Source organism: Bradyrhizobium neotropicale, from assembly GCF_001641695.1.
GTDB lineage: Bacteria > Pseudomonadota > Alphaproteobacteria > Rhizobiales > Xanthobacteraceae > Bradyrhizobium > Bradyrhizobium neotropicale.
Genome location: NZ_LSEF01000122.1, coordinates 35,607 through 51,512, shown reverse-complemented (window position 1 = coordinate 51,512; position 15,906 = coordinate 35,607). Strand labels below are relative to the sequence as shown.

Below are 15,906 nucleotides of genomic sequence, written 5' to 3'. Positions count from 1 at the left end.
AGCGCGCGCAGGTAGCGATTGCCGCGCCTTGATATACTGCCGAGGATCGTGCGGTCGCCGGTCGAGATCTGCTTCGGCACCAGTCCAAGCCAGGCGCCGAAGTCGCGGCCTTTCGAGAACACGTCTCCAGTGCCGATCGCGGCCACCATTGCGCTCGAGATGATTGGGCCAATGCCAGGCACCGTCATCAGTCGCTGGCAGGCCTTATCTTGACGGGCCAGCGTTTCGATCTCGCTCGATAGACCCTCGATACGCTGATCCAGCCGGCGCCAGTCTTCCGCCAGACCCTCGATGATGCGCAACATGCGAGGTGAGAGCACATCGGTGCGTGTCGCCAAGATGCCCGGCAACTCGAACCGCAGGGAATGCGGGCCTTGCCGCACGGCGATGCCCCGCTCCAGCAGGAATGCACGGATCTGATTGATGACGCCGGTACGCTGACCGACCAATCGATCGCGGACGCGGTGCAGTGCCTGAAGGTCGAGCTGATCGGCGGTCTTGGTCGCGACGAACTTCATGGTGGGGCGTTGGACAGCCTCGGCGATGGCTTCAGCATCCCGGAAGTCATTCTTCTGTCCCTTCGAATATGGGCGCACGTATTTCGCCGGCATCAGGCGGGCGTCGTGGCCAAGCATTTGCAGTTTGCGGCTGAGATGATGGCCGCCCACACAGGCCTCCATGCCGATCAAGCACGGCGGCAGGTTGGCGAGCCGCGTTTCCACCTGGTCACGCGACCACTTCTGACGCAGCACAATCGCACCGCGCTGATTCTGGCCGACGATGTGGAACGAGTTCTTGCCAATATCGATGCCGATTACGGCGGGCGAAGCGTCGAGTTTCTGTGACATCGCGTGCTCCTTGTCTTCGGTGCCCCCTGCCAGCATTCGCTGCTGGCAGGGCCGGAGCACGGCCGGACCGTCCCATTAGCTGACATCCCACGGACAAAGACAGGATGGGCGCGGTCGCGATGCGCGCCTCTGTGTCCCAATTCCCACACTGCGGACCAAAAGAGGGTCTGTTTGTCTGTTTGCGAACAGACAGATCAAATCCGTTCGTCCAACCTCCATGATTGGAAACAGTCATTGGTGAGAATGCGAAAATGGAACGTTCGCTGATAACTGGCAAGCCGCGCGATAAATATGTTGAGCGGTGCAAGCGGTGAATTATCAGTTAGCGGAGACCGCGGGGGTCAAACCAACCTAAGATTCGATCGCCTTGTTCAATTGCACCTGGCAATCGCGGATCAGGGGGCGAAATGCGAAAATATGTTGACGGAAGTAATTTCGATTTCGGCAGCGACGACAAGCCTTGGTTTGGAGGTCCGTCCTCATACTCCGACGCACAAAACGACGTCTTCAATTTTCTTCCGGACCCCGATGTGCCGACCCACGTGTCTCTCCAGGTCCATGCTACGACGACATCGTCGTCATCCCCCGGCCAGGTTGTCAACGGCACCTCGACGATAACCGACGTGGACTATCACTGGGATGGGATAACGTTCGCGCAGAGTGGTGGGTATTATCCGCCGGATAACGCTCTGGCGGCAGGAGCAAACGTCGTCATTACTGCTGAGAACGATGCCATCCAAATCACGACTCTACAGGGCACCAGTCCTCAGACCGAATCGTTGAATACATTCTTTGGCTCTGTGATGTCGTCAGGATATTTTCTGGCAGATGCCAGGGTCCTCTACGATGTTGTCCACCACCAATTTATTGTCACCGTCGATGAAGTAAACAATAGTCTGACCACCAGCTCTATTTTGATGGCTGTGTCCAATTCGGACCTCACCACGACATCGCTATCATCGGCCAATTGGCAATTCCAGGCCGCCTCCACAACATACAATATAAACGGGATAACGACTTGGGCAGACCAGCCGCTCGTCGCAGTCGACGGGCACAACATCTACGTGTCGACGAACCAGTTCTCAGCGTCCGGCACCTACGAAGGTAGCGTGCTGACAGTCTTTGATGATGGGCTCTTTACCGGAAGCCATTCAAATTTCGTCAGCGCGACAGCTTACGCAGCCCCATCATACCAGACCGCGGAGATCTCCGGCAGAGGAACGTATTACGGGGAATATCTAATCGCCAACACGCACAACAGCCTGAGCATATTCGAATCGGTCGGAGGCGTTAATTCAACGCCCGTGACCGTCTCTCTCGGCAACATCGATTTTGGAAACGGCGCCTATTCCGCCAGTCAATACGGCACCAGATACAAGCTGGATGCTGGCGATGGAAGAATAACCAGCGCCGCCTACGATTCAGCCAACCAAAAGCTCTACGTTGTCTTTGAAGGACAGCCGAGCAGTTCGAAGGCGCCCCCTTCAGTTGAGTGGGTACAACTTGACATGCACGACTTCAATTCGACAGGCGGAGCCACCGCGCCGACGGTCTTGCACGCCGGCAATCTGAACAGCCTCCTGCCGACAACGGGAGCTACCGCTGGAGCCGCGACATTCAATGGATCGGTAGCCGTTGACGGTAACGGGGACGTGCTGTTCAACTTCAATGTGAGCGGTTCCCACATGTACGCCGCTGATTATTTCACGTTTTGGAAAGGGGCAGGCAGCGCCACTGCGACCACGACGCCGAACTTTGTGGCACCGACCGATTATCACGACAGCGTGGCTGCTTATGTAGATCCAGCGCACGATTTGGTCGGGCGCTGGGGTGATTATTCGACAGCCACCTTCGATCCCGCCCATGCTAATGGATTCTATCTATCGAATGAGTTCGATAATGGGAAAGTTCTAGGGTATTCCAGCTGGAGCACATCCGTCGACCACATCTTAGTGTAGGAGCAGCCGCGGCGGCTCACACTCGTCGGCTGTCCCGGCTCTCCGGATCAGTTGGCGAGCTCTTTGAAGTCTTAATTATGAGGGACGCATTTGGCGCGGCAATCAGGCCATGTGAAGTAGGTCAGCTCCTGGCCCATCGCGTCCTTACTGCGCCCATCTGCTGTTGGTCTGCTTTTTGGGGCTAAGCGGACGGACTGTGCTGCTGTCCGATCTTCCTTATCCGCCCCGCGCATCACGATCTTGAGCGCATCATCCGCCAACGGCCGTTGCAACGCCTTGGCCTAGTCCCACGGCGCGCGCATCCAGACATCGCGCTCCTAATCGGTGGTTAAAATCACGGACATCGCCTTCGGATGGATCGGCTCGACCACCGCATTCGGCGCGGTCGTCAGGAAGCCATAGACCAGATGCGGTCCAGGGATCGGATTGGACTTGGTGCCGCGGTCCGCGCGGCGTCGGGTCGCGATGTGTCTGTGTCTTAATTCCCACACTTGCGACCAAAAGAGCATCCGTTTGTCGCCTTTCGAACAGACAGGCAAAATCCGCTCCGTTCCAACTGGCACTATTGGAAGCAGTCATCGGTTGGGGAGGCGAAATGGAACGTTCCCTGTTAATTGAGATGACGCGCGACAAATATGTCGAGCGGTGCAAGCAACGGGCCTTGGATCATCTCGACCGAGGCGATCTTAAGAGCGCCGTCGCCGCGTTTGTCGGCAATATGAACGCGCGTCCCGATTGCGAATTGCCATCCTACTTGGCAACGCTTGGCGCTTCGCTGCTGAGGGCGGACGATGCGCCCGGCTGGAGGACGCTCATTGAAGGATTGAAGTGATGATCCGATGATCAACACACGAGACAATGAATGAAGGAGCGCGACAAGGCGTCTCCTCCATCCAGGTTCTTGGTTCGCCAGCCAGGTCTGGCGATCAATTTGACAACGAGCGAGCCAAGCATCGAGCGGACGCTAATGGATGAGCGCGGGCCTTTGGGGGCGTGGGGATGGCGCACTACCGAGCTTACCTCTTGGATCACGACCGCCACGTTATAAGCGTGGCCAATTTGCAGTGTGCCGATGAGCAGGAAGCACGAGAACGTGCTCAGCAGCTGGTTGATGCCAACGACATCGAGCTATGGCAACTCGATCGGCTTATTGCGGTGTTTGAGGCCGCCGCAAGCCGAACCTCGAAGACGGCGGGACAGGGAAGACCTCAGCGGACGCCGCGCCCTACAGACAAATGAAGCGTACGTGAAAGCTCAGCGTCATCTCGGTCCCGGCTTCTGTGTTGCGGATCACCAGAGCTGGATAATCCGGGAAGAGACTCCGGGCGTCGGCTGTAGGTCCGACGTAGCGATTGACCACGGGGAAGAGCGCGAGGATGGCGGCTTGGTAGGTGGTGATGCCGTAGAGAACACCGGCCGCCGACCTGCTCGACCTAGATTGTGCGCTCCTTGGTGACCCGCAGGCTGCGGACGTAATAGCCGTGTCTCTGAACGGCTGACCTGATCTCGTCGCTGACTCTGAGAACTCTTTTTCTACTCTTCCGCCACTTATGTCTGGAGCTGAGTGTCGGTATTGCTGAGCCTTTGCTTAGAACGAGCAACTCGTGCTTATGATTGCGATAGACATCAAACACTTTTCGCCCCCGCTGATTATATTGAAATAGAGATGAAGTAAGACGGACCAGCTTAGTATCTCGAAGAGCTGCGCGGGTTGTAAATCTGCAACGCTCGCCGCTTTCTGCTTCACCGCGCTCCGGATCGGAAACGAACTGATACGCCTCCGGACAGATTGGTCGGCCTAGGCGATGCCGTTGAACGGCATGAGGCAGCGGATGTTGGTAACCGGCGGCCCGCCCATACGCGGCGGCGGTGGCATGCCCCAGCGCATCAGCGTCATCTCGGTCCCGGCGCCCGGCGGCGTCAAATGTCGGCACCTTTGTTTGGATCACCACTCTCTTCTGCGCTCTGCAATTCCCTCTGCGCTTGTTGCCAGAACTCGTCTTCGCGTCCTTCGGGTTTGCCAGCCTGCTCCCACAGTTCGAACGCGCGTTTCCGTATCTGCTCCTCTGTTGGGTGAGCCATGATGAATTCTCCTAGAGCGCAGGTCCCGCCTTGGGCAGGAGGCACAAAGGGGTGGGGACCTCGCGCCAATCTTACTTGTGGCCTAGAGAGCCAATTCAGGCTTACGAGAGTTGTTCCTCGTTTTCAGCTATGCTGCCGCTCGATCCTCCTTCTCCGCCCCACGCATCACGAGCTTGAACGCATCATCCGGCAACGGCCGTTGCAGCGCGCCTTCGCCTCATCCCATGGCGCGCGCCTCCAGACATCGCGCTCCTCGTCGGTCGTCAGGCGGCCCAGGGACGGCTTGGACTTGGTGCGACGGCTGTCCATGAATTCAGTCCGGATGCCTGCGAAAAGGGCTTCTATGTCCATAAGCGAACCGACGCGACTTCCGGAAGTCAGCATGCTGCTCTCTCATAGGCCACGGAGGAAGACGGCCATGAACGGGGTAGAGCGTAGGTTCATCGTCACCACGATGACGGGATTTTTCGTGCTGATGGGAGCAATGAGCTTGCTTATGATGGTTGGCTAAGGGGCCGATTAGGAGGTTGAACATCACGTTTACAGCTCGCGAACCATTAGAGCTGTGTCAAAGCCCTTCCAGTTGGTGCGATCAACGAGTGACCAGCCGAGACGCGCATAAAACCCAATAGCCTCTGTGGTGTAGAGGTACAGCCGGGAAAACCCTCGCAATCGGGCTTGATCCTCAATGGCGCGAACCAATACAGCGCCAGCCCCCTTTCGGCGATGCTCGGGGACAACGAACAAGCCTGCAAGCCAAGGCGACACGTCATGGTTCGGCTCGATCTCTGACTCGACTAGAAGACACGTTCCGATCGGTTCGTCATCGGCCTTAGCGACCAGCGCCACACCGTGTGTCTGATCGGACGCAAATAGCTCCAACGACTTCAATTCTTCCTCAAAGGACGCTTGGAGCACTGAAAAGGCATTTTTGCGCCATCGTGCGCAGATCGCCAACTCAGGCGTGCCGGGCTCCACGATGAAGGTCTGTACGTTGGTCATCGAGGCCCTCTCTACGCCGCCGCCCGACGGCGTTGATCAGCTCCATCAGCTTGCGCGTGGCGGCGTCAGCATCGGCGAGGTGGGCGAGGCTCGACGAATTTCATGTGTTGTTGCTGAGAAGCAACAAGCTTCCGCTAAATCAGGCTTGATCACCTAAGCTCTTCCTCGGGTGACAGATGATCTGTTGGATGCTGTTGAACGGCGCCACGAGAGGCCTAGCTTTTGCGTGATCCGTATGATCGCTCCCAGCGATGAAATCCCTCCCCACGGTGTAGGGCGGGTACATGGTGCATGCATTTTGCACGCCGAACACAATCGTCAAGGACTCGCAGTCCTCTACTAGTTTCGAGAGATGGCCTTCCAGCGTATGCGGGTCGATCTCCGACATCAGGTTGCCCCTTAGTTGGGCTCAATGTGCAGCTTAATGGGGGTCACGGGCAAATGCAGAAAAAATCCGAGAGACCATCGATAGGCCGACCCCGGAAAGTTCCCCCGGACCCCTCGCGTGACGGTCCTCAGCTTCGAGCCGACATCTCGTATCGAGGCACGACTGTCCTACTCGTCCCACGCCCTCGCTTCATCCCACGGCGCGCATCCAGACATCGCGCTCTTCATCCGTCGTCAGATCACCGGCATTGCTTTCGGCGTTCTGGCAACAAGCTGCGACGCTATCAGAGCGCCCAAGCAGGTTCGCCGCAATTCCGCCTTGGAAGCATTTCTGCCATCAAAGAATTGCTGGAGAAGCGCGAACAAATCCGCGCGAGGCGACGCCGCCGGAGGCTCAAGAGGACAAGGACTTCAGCTCCGGCGGCGGGGCGCCCTTCCCCTCGAGCATCCCCAGCGCTAGCGCGGCCTCCACCCGTACACTCGGATCCTTATCACCCGCTAGCTGTCGGAGGGGGAGGAGGGCTTGTTCGATCCCCGGGAAGGCCGGACCGAGGCGCCCGAGGTGCCAGGCCGCCAAGCTGCGGACGAAGGCAAGCTCGTTGCCCAACTCCGCGATGAGGACGGTGACCGACTCTCCACCTGGCGGCGCCACCCGGGCGAGGGCCGCCGCCGCCCAGACGCGCACGAACCCAACCGGGTCCTGGAGGGCCGCGGCGAGGTCGGACACAGCCTCGGTTGCCGCGGGGCCAATCTCGCCCAGGGCATATGCGCCGAGGCGGCGTTGGAGCGGATCGCTGCTCGAGAGCTCCCCCACCCAGTCTGCGATGGAAGTCCCTAGGTAAGCGACCTGCGCACTCATGGTCCGACCCTACTCAAGGCCCCCCGGCCGAGCCGGCGGTCCAGGTTGAACGCGGCGCTGATCAACCCGATGTGAGTGAATGCCTGCGGGAAGTTGCCCAGCGCTTCGCCACGCGGACCCGTCTCCTCGGCGTACAGGCCGAGGTGGTTGGCGTAAGTCAGCATCTTCTCGAAGATGAAGCGGGCCTCCTCGGCGCGGCCCGCCCGGGCCAGCGCTTCCACCAGCCAGAACGTACACATATTGAACGTCCCCTCGCTCCCGGTCAGGCCGTCGCCGGCTCCTCTGCCGATCTCGTAGCGGTGCACTAGGCTGTCGGAGACCAGCTCCGCCATGGTCCGATCCAGCGTCCCGCACATGCGGGGGTCGGTCGGCGACACGAAGAAGACGAGCGGCATGATCAGGTTGGACGCATCCACCGCGTTGGTGGCGAAGTGCTGCACGAAGGTCTGCCGCTCCGTGTCCCAGCCGCGCGTCATGATGGCCTCGTAGATGCGGTCTCGCTCCGCGGCCAGGCGGGTGCGGTCCAGCGGCAGGCTCCGCTTCTGCGCAATGCGGATCGCTCGGTCCAGCGCCACCCAGCACTGCACCTTGGAGTAGACGAACTGCTGCTGTCCACCGCGCACCTCCCAGATGCCATCGTCGGCTCGCTCCCAGTTGTTCGCCACCCAGTCGAGCATCTTGCGCAGGTGGCACCAGAAGTCATAGCCGGTCGGCGTCCCGTACTTGTCGTACAGGTAGACGGCGTCCATCAGCTCGCCATAGATGTCCAGCTGCAGCTGCTCGGCAGCGGCGTTGCCGACTCGCACCGGACGCGAGCCGCGGTAGCCATCGAGGTGGCGGAGGACCTCCTCGGGCAGCTCGTGCCCGCCGTCGATGCGGTACATAGTCTGCAACGGGTTGCCCCGGGCGCCCTCGACGGCCCGCTGCTCCAACCAGGCCATGAACTGCTCTGCCTCCGACGTCAGCCCCAGGCGCAGGAAGGCGTAATTGGTGAAAGCGGCGTCGCGCACCCAAGTATAGCGATAGTCCCAGTTGCGCACCCCGCCGATCTCTTCCGGCAGCCCGCAGGTCGGCGCCGCCACGATCGCACCGGTCGGCGCGAACGTCAGCAGCTTCAACACCAGCGCCGAGCGGTGGACCATCTCGCGCCAGCGACCTGAATAGTTGCACTTCCTCAGCCACTGCCGCCAAAAAGCCAGGGTCTGCGTCAGGGCCTCCGTGCCGACCAACCGCGCCTCGAGCAGGACGCCGTCATGAGCGCTGTCATGGCCGTTCTCCTCCACCTGGCGGAGGATGAACGTGGTCGTCTCGCCGGGGTTGAGGACGAACTCGGCAGCGACGCCGTCGCCTTGCCGACCAAGCGGAAAGCGGCTGACTAGCGAGACCTTCATGCCTTGCGCCTCGAAGATCGCTCCCCGACCCTCCAGGACGACCTGGTGTGGCCGGCGGGCGAAGTCGAAAGCCGGCCGGCAGTCGAGGCGGAAGCGGACCGACCCGCGCACCGCCCGCACTACCCGGACGATCTGGTGGATCTTTCTGATCTCGCGCGGGCCTTGGACCGGCATGAAGTCCACGACCTCACCGACGCCCTGGTCGCTCAGAAAGCGCGTCACCAGGACGTTGCTGTCAGGCATGTACATCTGTTTGTGCTGCGCCTCGTTGAGACTGGCGATGCGGAATGAGCCCCCTTTCTGGTCGTCGAGGATCGCCGCGAAGACGCTCGGCGAGTCAAAGTGCGGCAGGCAGCACCAGTCGATGGACCCGTCGATGCCGACCAGGGCAACGGTGTGCAGGTCGCCGATGACGCCGTAGGACTCGATCGGCTTGTAGCCCATGATCTCGCCTCCTCCGCTCGCTCGACGCTGATCGAGCCCCACGATGGGCGTAACGTCAATGCCCTGAGGCGGCGAAAAGAGACATCGGATATTCAACTTTTTTGCTCGCAACCTCGCTCCCGCGGGCCCTCGCCAGTCGCGAGGGAGCCGGAGTGGGAGGTTCGCTTCTGGCACGGTTGAGACATGCCGACGAACTCTTAAAATGTTTATCGGGGTAAACCGCAAGTGACGGGCGCGCGGTCAGAACGACGCGATTGACCCAATGCCTTGCCGCACGGCGATGCCCCGTTCCAGCAGGAACGCACGGATCTGATTGACCAATCGACCGCGGACGCGGTGCAGCGCCTGAAGGTCGAGCTGATCGGCGGTCTTGGTCGCGACGAACTTCATGGTCGGGCGTTGGACCGCCTCGGCGATGGCGTCCGCATCTCGGAAGTCATTCTTCTGTCCCTTCGAATAGGGGCGCACGTGTTTCGCCGGCATCAAGCGGGCGTCGTGGCCAAGCCTTTGGAGCCTGCGACTGAGATGATGCGCGCCGACGCAGGCCTCCATCTCGATCAAGCACGGCGGCAGGTTGGCAAGCCGCGTTTCTACCTGGCCGCGTGACCACTTCTGCCGCAGCACGATGGCACTGCGGGGATCATGACCGACCAGGTGAAACGAGTTCTTGCCGATATCGATGCCGATCACAGCGATCGCTGCGTTGAGTTTCTGAGACATGGCGTGCTCCTTGACTTGAACACCCCTTGCCAGCCTCTCGTACTGGCAGGGCCGGAGCACGGCCGGACCATTCCATTGGCAGACATCAGCGACGCTGCCCAGCTTTGCTGAATGAACGATCACGCTGGCAAGATTGTCGCCCATTACGAGCGTCACGCTTCCGATTGGGATGCAGATCGAAGAAGCTGCGGCTGGAATGACAAGAAATGGCATGACCGCTTCGTCGCATTGCTGCACAACGGCGCGAGAGTCCTCGACTTGGGATGTGGCGGAGGCATGCCGGTCGCGTGCAATGTTGTGGCCTATGGAATGTGGGTAACGGGCGTCGATAGCTCGCGGTCTTTGATCGCGCTGTGTCGAGAGCGGCTCCCGGGCCAAGAGTGGATCGTCGCAGACATGCGCGGCCTTCGACTTCCCAGAGAATTCGAGGGAATTTTAGCATGGGATAGTTATTTCCACCTCGATCCCGTTGACCAACGTTCCATGTTTGACGTGTTTGCTGACTCATCGATCACTCAATCGAAGACCCGCAGGCCGGCGATCGTACCGTGTGGCTCGCTCGCGCCGCTGAGAGACGAAGGACCGAATAGGCGTCGGCGCCCACTCGGCCATAGGGATGTCGGAGGTTCCAATGGAGACCAAGAGGGCCTACAAATCTTTTCGCTACAAGGCCAACACCGTCTGGAGCTCCGCGCGGCGGGGCACGCTTTCGGCGTCGGGAAAATCAAACATCGTCGTTGGCAGCCCGCCGGAGTTCAAAGGTGCGCCAGACATCTGGGCGCCCGAAGAGCTGCTGGTGGGCTCGGTCAATACATGCATGATGCTGACTTTCCTCACCCTTGCGCATGCCAAAGGTCTGACGCCGGTCGGATATGAAAGCGAAGCTGAGGGCCTGCTCGAAAACGTCGAAGGCAAGTACCGCATCACGGAAGTCACCGTTCGACCTCGCGTAAGCCTCAAAAGCAGGGCCGAGCTCGAGCGTGCCCGCGAAATCATGGGAAACGTTGAAGCGCAGTGCTTCATCTCCAATTCGATAAACTCGAAGATCTCGCTCAATGCGGAGTTTGTCGTTGCTCCTTCGCCGAAGTGAAGACGAAAGATCGGCTGCACGAGTCCGGATCTGGCCCCATGCGTCGCGCCGGCCCGGCGAGTTCTGAGATCTGTGCTGCAACGCACTCTGCTCTTACGATTGCGAACAGCAGCGACTTGAGCCCACGCATGACGCTCTCGCTTCGAGCTTTGTTCTTGTCAAACGGGTTTCGTCGGATCAGAATTCAAGACGCCGGCGCACATGAGTGCCGGTTCTGGTAATTCGAACGATATGGGGCGAAACCATGAATAGGCATTCTATTGCATGCGCCACGTTGTTCGGCCTGGGTTACACGCTCGCAGCATCAAGTCATGCGCAAGAAGTCCCCAACCCGGATCAGTGGACGCCGCCGCGCGAGGCGAAGATTTCTCCAGTCACCCAGGATCAACTCAACGCAGCAGACAAGGACACAACAAATTTTCTGCTGACCAACGTCAATTACGCTCAGACGCGCTTTCATCCTGCAAAGAAGATCAACCGCGACAATGTGAAGAACCTCCACGTCGCCTGGATCTTCCAGACCGAGGTCAAAGAATCCCTGGAAACATCGCCCATTGTGGTCGATGGAGTGATGTATGTGACAACATCGTTCAGCCATGTCTACGCGATCGACGCCAAGACGGGCGAACAGCTCTGGCACTATAATCACAAGATGGGACCTGTAACGACTTACTGCTGCGGTCCCAACAATCGTGGCGTTCAGGTTCTCGGTGACAAGGTTTACCTCGCCACGCTGGACTCCAAGCTAGTGGCGCTAAATGCAAAGACGGGCGATGTTGTTTGGAAAACCGATATCGCCGATCCCGAACTCGGTTACAGCGAGACGATGGCTCCGACGGTCGTCAAGGACAAGGTCTTGATCGGCACCAACGGCGGTGAATATGGCATCCGCGGCTTCGTCAGGGCCTACGATGCGAAGACCGGCAAGCTCGTCTGGAACTTCGACACCATCCCGGAAAAAACCGTCGGCGTCTGGGCGACCAAGGACGCCACCGGACGCGACATGCATCGTGATATCCAGGCCGAAAAGGACCAGCTCGCCAAGATTGGCGACCCCTACCAGAAGTTGGGCGGCGGCGTCTGGCAGAATCCCGCCGTCGATCTCGCCACGAATCGGATCTACTTCGTGGTTGGCAATCCATCTCCCGACCTCGACGGTTCTCCGCGCCCCGGCGATAACCTCTACACCGACTCGCTGGTGTCGCTTGACCTCGATACCGGCAAGATGAACTGCTACTTCCAGTACATCGCCCACGACGTCTGGGATCTCGATGCCGCAAGTCCGCCGGTACTGGTGGACGTGAAGGACAACAGTGGCAAGACCATTCCGGGCGTGATTCATGCCGGCAAGACCGGTCACATCTATGTTCACGACCGGAAAGATTGCAGCTTGATCCGCTTCTCCGAGGCGATGGTGCCGCAGGAAAATATGTGGACCCTTCCGACGAAAGAGGGCGCGCGCATGCTTCCTGGCGCAAATGGCGGCGTCGAGTGGTCGCCGATCGCCACCGACCCCGGGCAGGATCTCGCCTACGCAATCAACCTGCATCAGCCCATGCACTATCGGGTCGAGAACTCGCCCTATCCGAACGGCAAGCTCTGGCTTGGTGGCGCTTTCACGGCCATTCCTGGTGAAAAACAATCGGGCAATATCACCGCCGTCAACTACAACACCGGCAAGATCAGGTGGCAGGTGAAGACGCCGGAGCCGATGATCGGCGGCATTCTCGCCACCGCAGGCGGTCTGGTCTTTGCTGGTGAAGGCAACGGCAAATTCGCGGCCTACAACTCGTCCACCGGCAAGGAATTGTGGAGCTTCCGCGCCGGTGCGGGCGTCAATGCGCCACCTTCGAGCTATATGGTCGGCGGCAAGCAATACATCGTCGTCGGCGCGGGCGGCAACACCCAGGTGAACTTCAGGCGTGGCAACAACATCATCGCCCTTACGCTCGATTGAACTCACGGGTATGACGTCGTGATCACCGAAGCGGGGCCGGTTGCGGTCCCGCTTCTGTTAAGCCTTACCGGAATGAGATCGATGGTCAGCGATTTGATCTTGATGATCTCGCGCGGGATCATCCTCGGGGCGCTATTGAGCGCGGCCCCCGCCCTTGCGCAAAGCATAGCCGAAAAGGTCGAGGTCTGCGCCGGCTGTCACGGGCAGGACGGCAAACCGATCGACACGGCGCTTCCCATCATCTGGGGCCAGCAAGCCGGCTACATCTACATCCAGCTGCGCGACTTCAAACGGGGTGACCGCAAGAACGAGATTATGCAGCCGATCGTGTCGTCCTTCGAGAAGGACGACATGCTGGCGATCGCAGAGTATTTCGCGCAAAAGCCGTGGCCTAACCTGGGCCAGCCGCGGTCGCCAAAGGATGTTGCACAGCGGGCGCTCGGCGCCGAGCACTCGGTGGGCTGCACCGGCTGTCATCTCGAGCAATTTCAGGGTGCTGGCACGACACCGCGGCTGGCTGGGCAGAGCCAGGAATATCTTGCCAAGACAATCGCCGATTTCCGAACCCGTGCGCGTGGCAACAATCCCGGGATGAGTGACCTGATGCGCGCGACATCTCCCGACGATCTTGCAGCGCTGGCCGAATATTTGGCCGGGCTCTAGGGCATGATGAGATTGGTCCAACTACCGCTGGCGACGGACTCACTCCCGAAGGGAGAGATCGACCGAGTTCGCGGACGGACCTATTCAATCGGAACTCATCTCACATTAGCCTGACCGCGCGGTTTGGCGCCTTCACGGCGCCATGAGCCGCTCCCGCAGCAACGACAGGGTAGTGAGATCTGCCGCGCGTTTGCCGGTATTGTCCTTCAGCGAAGTATCAGCTCCGCGTGCGAGCAGCAAATTGACGATCTCGGCGCGGCCACCCTCCGCGGCAATCATGAGAGCGGTCCGGCCGCGCGCGTCCCGGTCGTCGATATGAGCCCCAACGTCCAGCAGATAGGTCACGACCTTGAGCGCGTCCGCTTCCGCGACCTTTTCATCCGCGCCCGCAGCCCACATCAAGAGCGTAAGATCGTTCGCGTATTGGGCATTGACCTCGATGTTTCGGGCGAGCAGCCGCCTCACAATGTCAAGCTTGGCTCGGGCCGCCGCATAGACGATTGGCGGCTTTCCCGTCTCGTCGGGTGCACGCTCGTCGGCGCCATGCGCGAGCAGCATTTCAACGATGGCATCGCTTCCGGCATAGGCTGCGGCCGCAACTGGCGAGGTGCCGCTGCGCCCGGTCAGCTTGACATCAGCCCCCCGCTCGATGAGCTGTTGCGCGGCTGCGACATGGCCTCGTTCAGCCGCAAAATACAGCGCGGTCGCCCCGGCTAGATTGCGTGCATTGATCGGGGCGCCGCGCGCGAGCAGGAGGTCGACCATCTCCAGATGGCCTTTCCTCGCCGCGCGGCTAAGGGGCCGCGTGCCGAACCGGTCGCGCGCGTCGACTGAGGCGCCAGCGTCCAGCAGTTCAGTGGCCAAGCTGATACAATTTTCGTCCGCCGCCGAAAACAGAGCGAGCGACACCTCGATGGCGCTTATCGACGCTTTCTCAACTCGAAACCGATTACCAAGCTCCTGGCATCGTTCGGATTCGGCGGCGCGAGCAACCAACGCGGCGCTCAGCACAGCGATCACGCCCGAGGATAGAAATAGAACACGCCGGTACAAGATAGTCTCCTCTTGCACAGCTTTTTGCTGCAAGATGACACAGCGGCATGAGCATGCCAAGCTGCCCGCCCACCCAAGCCGCTTGTCCAGCCTCAGAATCAGAGCCGTATCGAGTAGCACGCGAAGCAGCTTCCGCTGATGGCCCGAATGCGAAGTCTAGGCGGGCTACTAAACAGTCTGCTCGTCGGGGAGATCGAACACGGTCAGCCACCCTGTCTAAACAGCGCTTTCGACCCAGGGCGGACAGCGGCGGCCAATCCTGCCCTGCCGCGGAACACTGCGACCGAGCAAATCCAGCGGCCGGGGTGAACTCAGAACTGGATAAAACTGGGGGGCAAGGTCAGGCTGAAAAAGATGAGCTGAATGGCAAGCACGCGACGAAGCAGCGCTCAGCCAGAACTATATGTGGTGATGCCCGCACTGGCCCGCGGAAGCTTCGGTTTACTGCCGGTTGAGCGCAACTGCAGGCTCTATGGTCAAGCTATGAAGCAACAAAGTGTGGCGGTAATCCTTCCTTGTCGCAATGAAGAGGCGGCCGTCGGCGCCACGGTAACCGCATTTCGTGCAGCTTTACCTGACGCTGTCATTTATGTCTTCGACAACAACTCGACTGATAATACCGTGCATGTCGCTCGTGGTGCTGGCGCGATTGTTAGAACCGAACTGACGCCAGGAAAAGGCAACGTCGTCCGACGGAGTTTTGCAGACATTGATGCCGATGTCTATGTGATGGCCGACGGCGACGCGACTTATGACGCGGCGGCTGCTCCGAAAATGATACGGGAGTTGATCGAATGCCAGCTGGACATGGTGATCGGGGTGCGAAGTTCGCTCGCTGATGCCGCCTTTAGGCCAGGCCATCGCCTCGGCAATGCGATCCTCACTGGCATGATGTCGCGTATCTTCGGTCGCTCGTTCAGCGATGTCCTATCGGGTTATCGCGTATTCTCGCGCCGGTTCGTAAAAAGCTTCCCAGCTCTCTCGGAAGGCTTTGAGGTAGAGACGGAGATCAGCATCCATGCTCTGGGGTTGCACATGCCAGTGGCCGAGATCGTGACTGCTTACAAAGTACGGCCGGAAGGTTCGACGTCCAAGCTCTCCACGTTCCGCGACGGCTGGCGCATCTTGCTAACCATCCTGACGCTGTTTCGAATTGAAAAGCCGATGCTTTTTTTCGGTATCATTGGCACGTTGCTCGGATTCGTATCGATCGTGATCGCGGTACCTCTTGCCGTCACGTATGCTAAGACCGGCTTGGTGCCGCGTTTGCCCACCGCGGTTCTTTCGACGGGACTCATGATACTCGCCTTCCTTAGCTTCTTCAGCGGAATGATTCTTGACACTGTCGTGCGTGGCCGCCGCGAGTTGCGGCGGCTTGCTTATTTGGCCCTGCGGCCCCCGGAAGATGTCACTCAATCCGTCTCGAGCGGTGCTCCGTAAGGACGGCTTTCC

Annotated in this window: 14 protein-coding genes and 4 pseudogenes; 7 read left to right on the top strand and 11 right to left on the bottom strand. The window is 59.8% G+C overall.

Annotated features, from left to right (window positions below):
* The coding region (locus AXW67_RS38945) for an IS110 family RNA-guided transposase (protein ID WP_063681995.1) at positions 1–848 on the bottom strand (848 nt) is incomplete at its 3' end.
* 407 nt (positions 849–1,255) lie between these two features.
* Between AXW67_RS38945 and AXW67_RS38940 the strand changes: the two genes are divergently transcribed.
* Positions 1,256–2,806 carry a pilus assembly protein gene (locus AXW67_RS38940; RefSeq protein WP_063682156.1) on the top strand — a complete coding sequence of 517 codons (1,551 nt, stop codon included), beginning with the start codon at positions 1,256–1,258 and terminating at the stop codon, positions 2,804–2,806.
* A 71-nt stretch (positions 2,807–2,877) separates the two neighbouring features.
* On the opposite strand, the pseudogene AXW67_RS44660 reads toward AXW67_RS38940, so the two are convergent.
* Positions 2,878–3,258: pseudogene (locus AXW67_RS44660) on the bottom strand (hypothetical protein); the annotation flags it as partial.
* Between the two features lie 143 nt (positions 3,259–3,401).
* On the opposite strand from AXW67_RS44660, the gene AXW67_RS38930 reads away from it, so the two are divergent.
* A complete protein-coding gene (locus AXW67_RS38930; RefSeq protein WP_063682155.1) occupies positions 3,402–3,638 on the top strand; it encodes a hypothetical protein in 237 nt (78 codons plus the stop codon).
* 601 nt (positions 3,639–4,239) lie between these two features.
* Here the strand turns inward: AXW67_RS38930 and AXW67_RS44655 are convergent.
* The 8 genes and pseudogenes from AXW67_RS44655 to AXW67_RS38895 all read right to left on the bottom strand — a co-directional run.
* Positions 4,240–4,440 carry a hypothetical protein gene (locus AXW67_RS44655; protein WP_082908213.1) on the bottom strand — a complete coding sequence of 67 codons (201 nt, stop codon included), beginning with the start codon at positions 4,438–4,440 and terminating at the stop codon, positions 4,240–4,242.
* A 167-nt stretch (positions 4,441–4,607) separates the two neighbouring features.
* Positions 4,608–4,706: pseudogene (locus AXW67_RS45170) on the bottom strand (SOS response-associated peptidase); the annotation flags it as partial.
* 20 nt (positions 4,707–4,726) lie between these two features.
* Positions 4,727–4,888, bottom strand: a complete 162-nt coding sequence (locus tag AXW67_RS41375) for a DUF2934 domain-containing protein (protein WP_082908212.1) — start codon at positions 4,886–4,888, stop codon at positions 4,727–4,729.
* 165 nt (positions 4,889–5,053) lie between these two features.
* Positions 5,054–5,272 carry a hypothetical protein gene (locus tag AXW67_RS38920; protein ID WP_430648753.1) on the bottom strand — a complete coding sequence of 73 codons (219 nt, stop codon included), beginning with the start codon at positions 5,270–5,272 and terminating at the stop codon, positions 5,054–5,056.
* 156 nt (positions 5,273–5,428) lie between these two features.
* Positions 5,429–5,890 (bottom strand): GNAT family N-acetyltransferase, encoded by a 462-nt coding sequence (locus AXW67_RS38915; RefSeq protein WP_063682152.1) that lies wholly within the window; start codon positions 5,888–5,890, stop codon positions 5,429–5,431.
* Positions 5,891–6,671: 781 nt separating this feature from the next.
* Complete coding sequence (locus AXW67_RS38905; protein WP_063682149.1) at positions 6,672–7,136, bottom strand: HEAT repeat domain-containing protein; 465 nt, start codon at positions 7,134–7,136, stop codon at positions 6,672–6,674.
* Positions 7,133–8,971 (bottom strand): glycoside hydrolase family 15 protein, encoded by a 1,839-nt coding sequence (locus tag AXW67_RS38900; protein WP_063682147.1) that lies wholly within the window; start codon positions 8,969–8,971, stop codon positions 7,133–7,135. Before AXW67_RS38900 ends, AXW67_RS38905 begins: the two co-directional genes overlap by 4 nt.
* Before the next feature lie 258 nt (positions 8,972–9,229).
* Positions 9,230–9,691 (bottom strand): annotated as a pseudogene (locus AXW67_RS38895) (IS110 family transposase); the annotation flags it as partial.
* Between the two features lie 111 nt (positions 9,692–9,802).
* On the opposite strand from AXW67_RS38895, the pseudogene AXW67_RS44920 reads away from it, so the two are divergent.
* From AXW67_RS44920 to AXW67_RS38880, 4 genes and pseudogenes are all read left to right on the top strand, one after another.
* Positions 9,803–10,123, top strand: a pseudogene (locus tag AXW67_RS44920) (class I SAM-dependent methyltransferase); the annotation flags it as partial.
* Positions 10,124–10,322: 199 nt separating this feature from the next.
* On the top strand, positions 10,323–10,781 hold the full coding sequence (locus AXW67_RS44645) for an OsmC family protein (protein WP_063682145.1): 459 nt from the start codon (positions 10,323–10,325) through the stop codon (positions 10,779–10,781).
* A gap of 274 nt (positions 10,782–11,055) precedes the next feature.
* Positions 11,056–12,738: a pyrroloquinoline quinone-dependent dehydrogenase gene (locus AXW67_RS38885; protein ID WP_245315869.1), complete on the top strand. Its 1,683-nt coding sequence runs from the start codon at positions 11,056–11,058 to the stop codon at positions 12,736–12,738.
* Positions 12,739–12,756: 18 nt separating this feature from the next.
* Positions 12,757–13,401, top strand: coding sequence for a c-type cytochrome (locus tag AXW67_RS38880; protein ID WP_245315867.1), 645 nt, complete (start codon positions 12,757–12,759; stop codon positions 13,399–13,401).
* A gap of 132 nt (positions 13,402–13,533) precedes the next feature.
* On the opposite strand, the gene AXW67_RS38875 is transcribed toward AXW67_RS38880, so the two are convergent.
* The gene (locus tag AXW67_RS38875; RefSeq protein WP_161491340.1) at positions 13,534–14,487 is read right to left on the bottom strand and encodes an ankyrin repeat domain-containing protein; all 954 of its coding nucleotides are present in this window, start codon (positions 14,485–14,487) and stop codon (positions 13,534–13,536) included.
* Between the two features lie 450 nt (positions 14,488–14,937).
* Here AXW67_RS38875 and AXW67_RS38870 point away from each other — a divergent pair, with 450 nt between their 5' ends.
* Positions 14,938–15,894, top strand: a complete 957-nt coding sequence (locus AXW67_RS38870) for a glycosyltransferase family 2 protein (RefSeq protein ID WP_063682164.1) — start codon at positions 14,938–14,940, stop codon at positions 15,892–15,894.
* Positions 15,895–15,906 lie beyond the last annotated feature (12 nt).

Bases quoted from the DNA above. Each gene is read 5' to 3' on its own strand.
- AXW67_RS38940 (WP_063682156.1), top strand. From the start codon at position 1,256: ATGCGAAAATATGTTGACGGAAGTAATTTCGATTTCGGCAGCGACGAC.
- AXW67_RS38930 (WP_063682155.1), top strand. From the start codon at position 3,402: ATGGAACGTTCCCTGTTAATTGAGATGACGCGCGACAAATATGTCGAG.
- AXW67_RS41375 (WP_082908212.1), bottom strand. From the start codon at position 4,888: ATGGCTCACCCAACAGAGGAGCAGATACGGAAACGCGCGTTCGAACTG.
- AXW67_RS38920 (WP_430648753.1), bottom strand. From the start codon at position 5,272: ATGCTGACTTCCGGAAGTCGCGTCGGTTCGCTTATGGACATAGAAGCC.
- AXW67_RS38915 (WP_063682152.1), bottom strand. From the start codon at position 5,890: ATGACCAACGTACAGACCTTCATCGTGGAGCCCGGCACGCCTGAGTTG.
- AXW67_RS38905 (WP_063682149.1), bottom strand. From the start codon at position 7,136: ATGAGTGCGCAGGTCGCTTACCTAGGGACTTCCATCGCAGACTGGGTG.
- AXW67_RS38900 (WP_063682147.1), bottom strand. From the start codon at position 8,971: ATGGGCTACAAGCCGATCGAGTCCTACGGCGTCATCGGCGACCTGCAC.
- AXW67_RS44645 (WP_063682145.1), top strand. From the start codon at position 10,323: ATGGAGACCAAGAGGGCCTACAAATCTTTTCGCTACAAGGCCAACACC.
- AXW67_RS38870 (WP_063682164.1), top strand. From the start codon at position 14,938: ATGAAGCAACAAAGTGTGGCGGTAATCCTTCCTTGTCGCAATGAAGAG.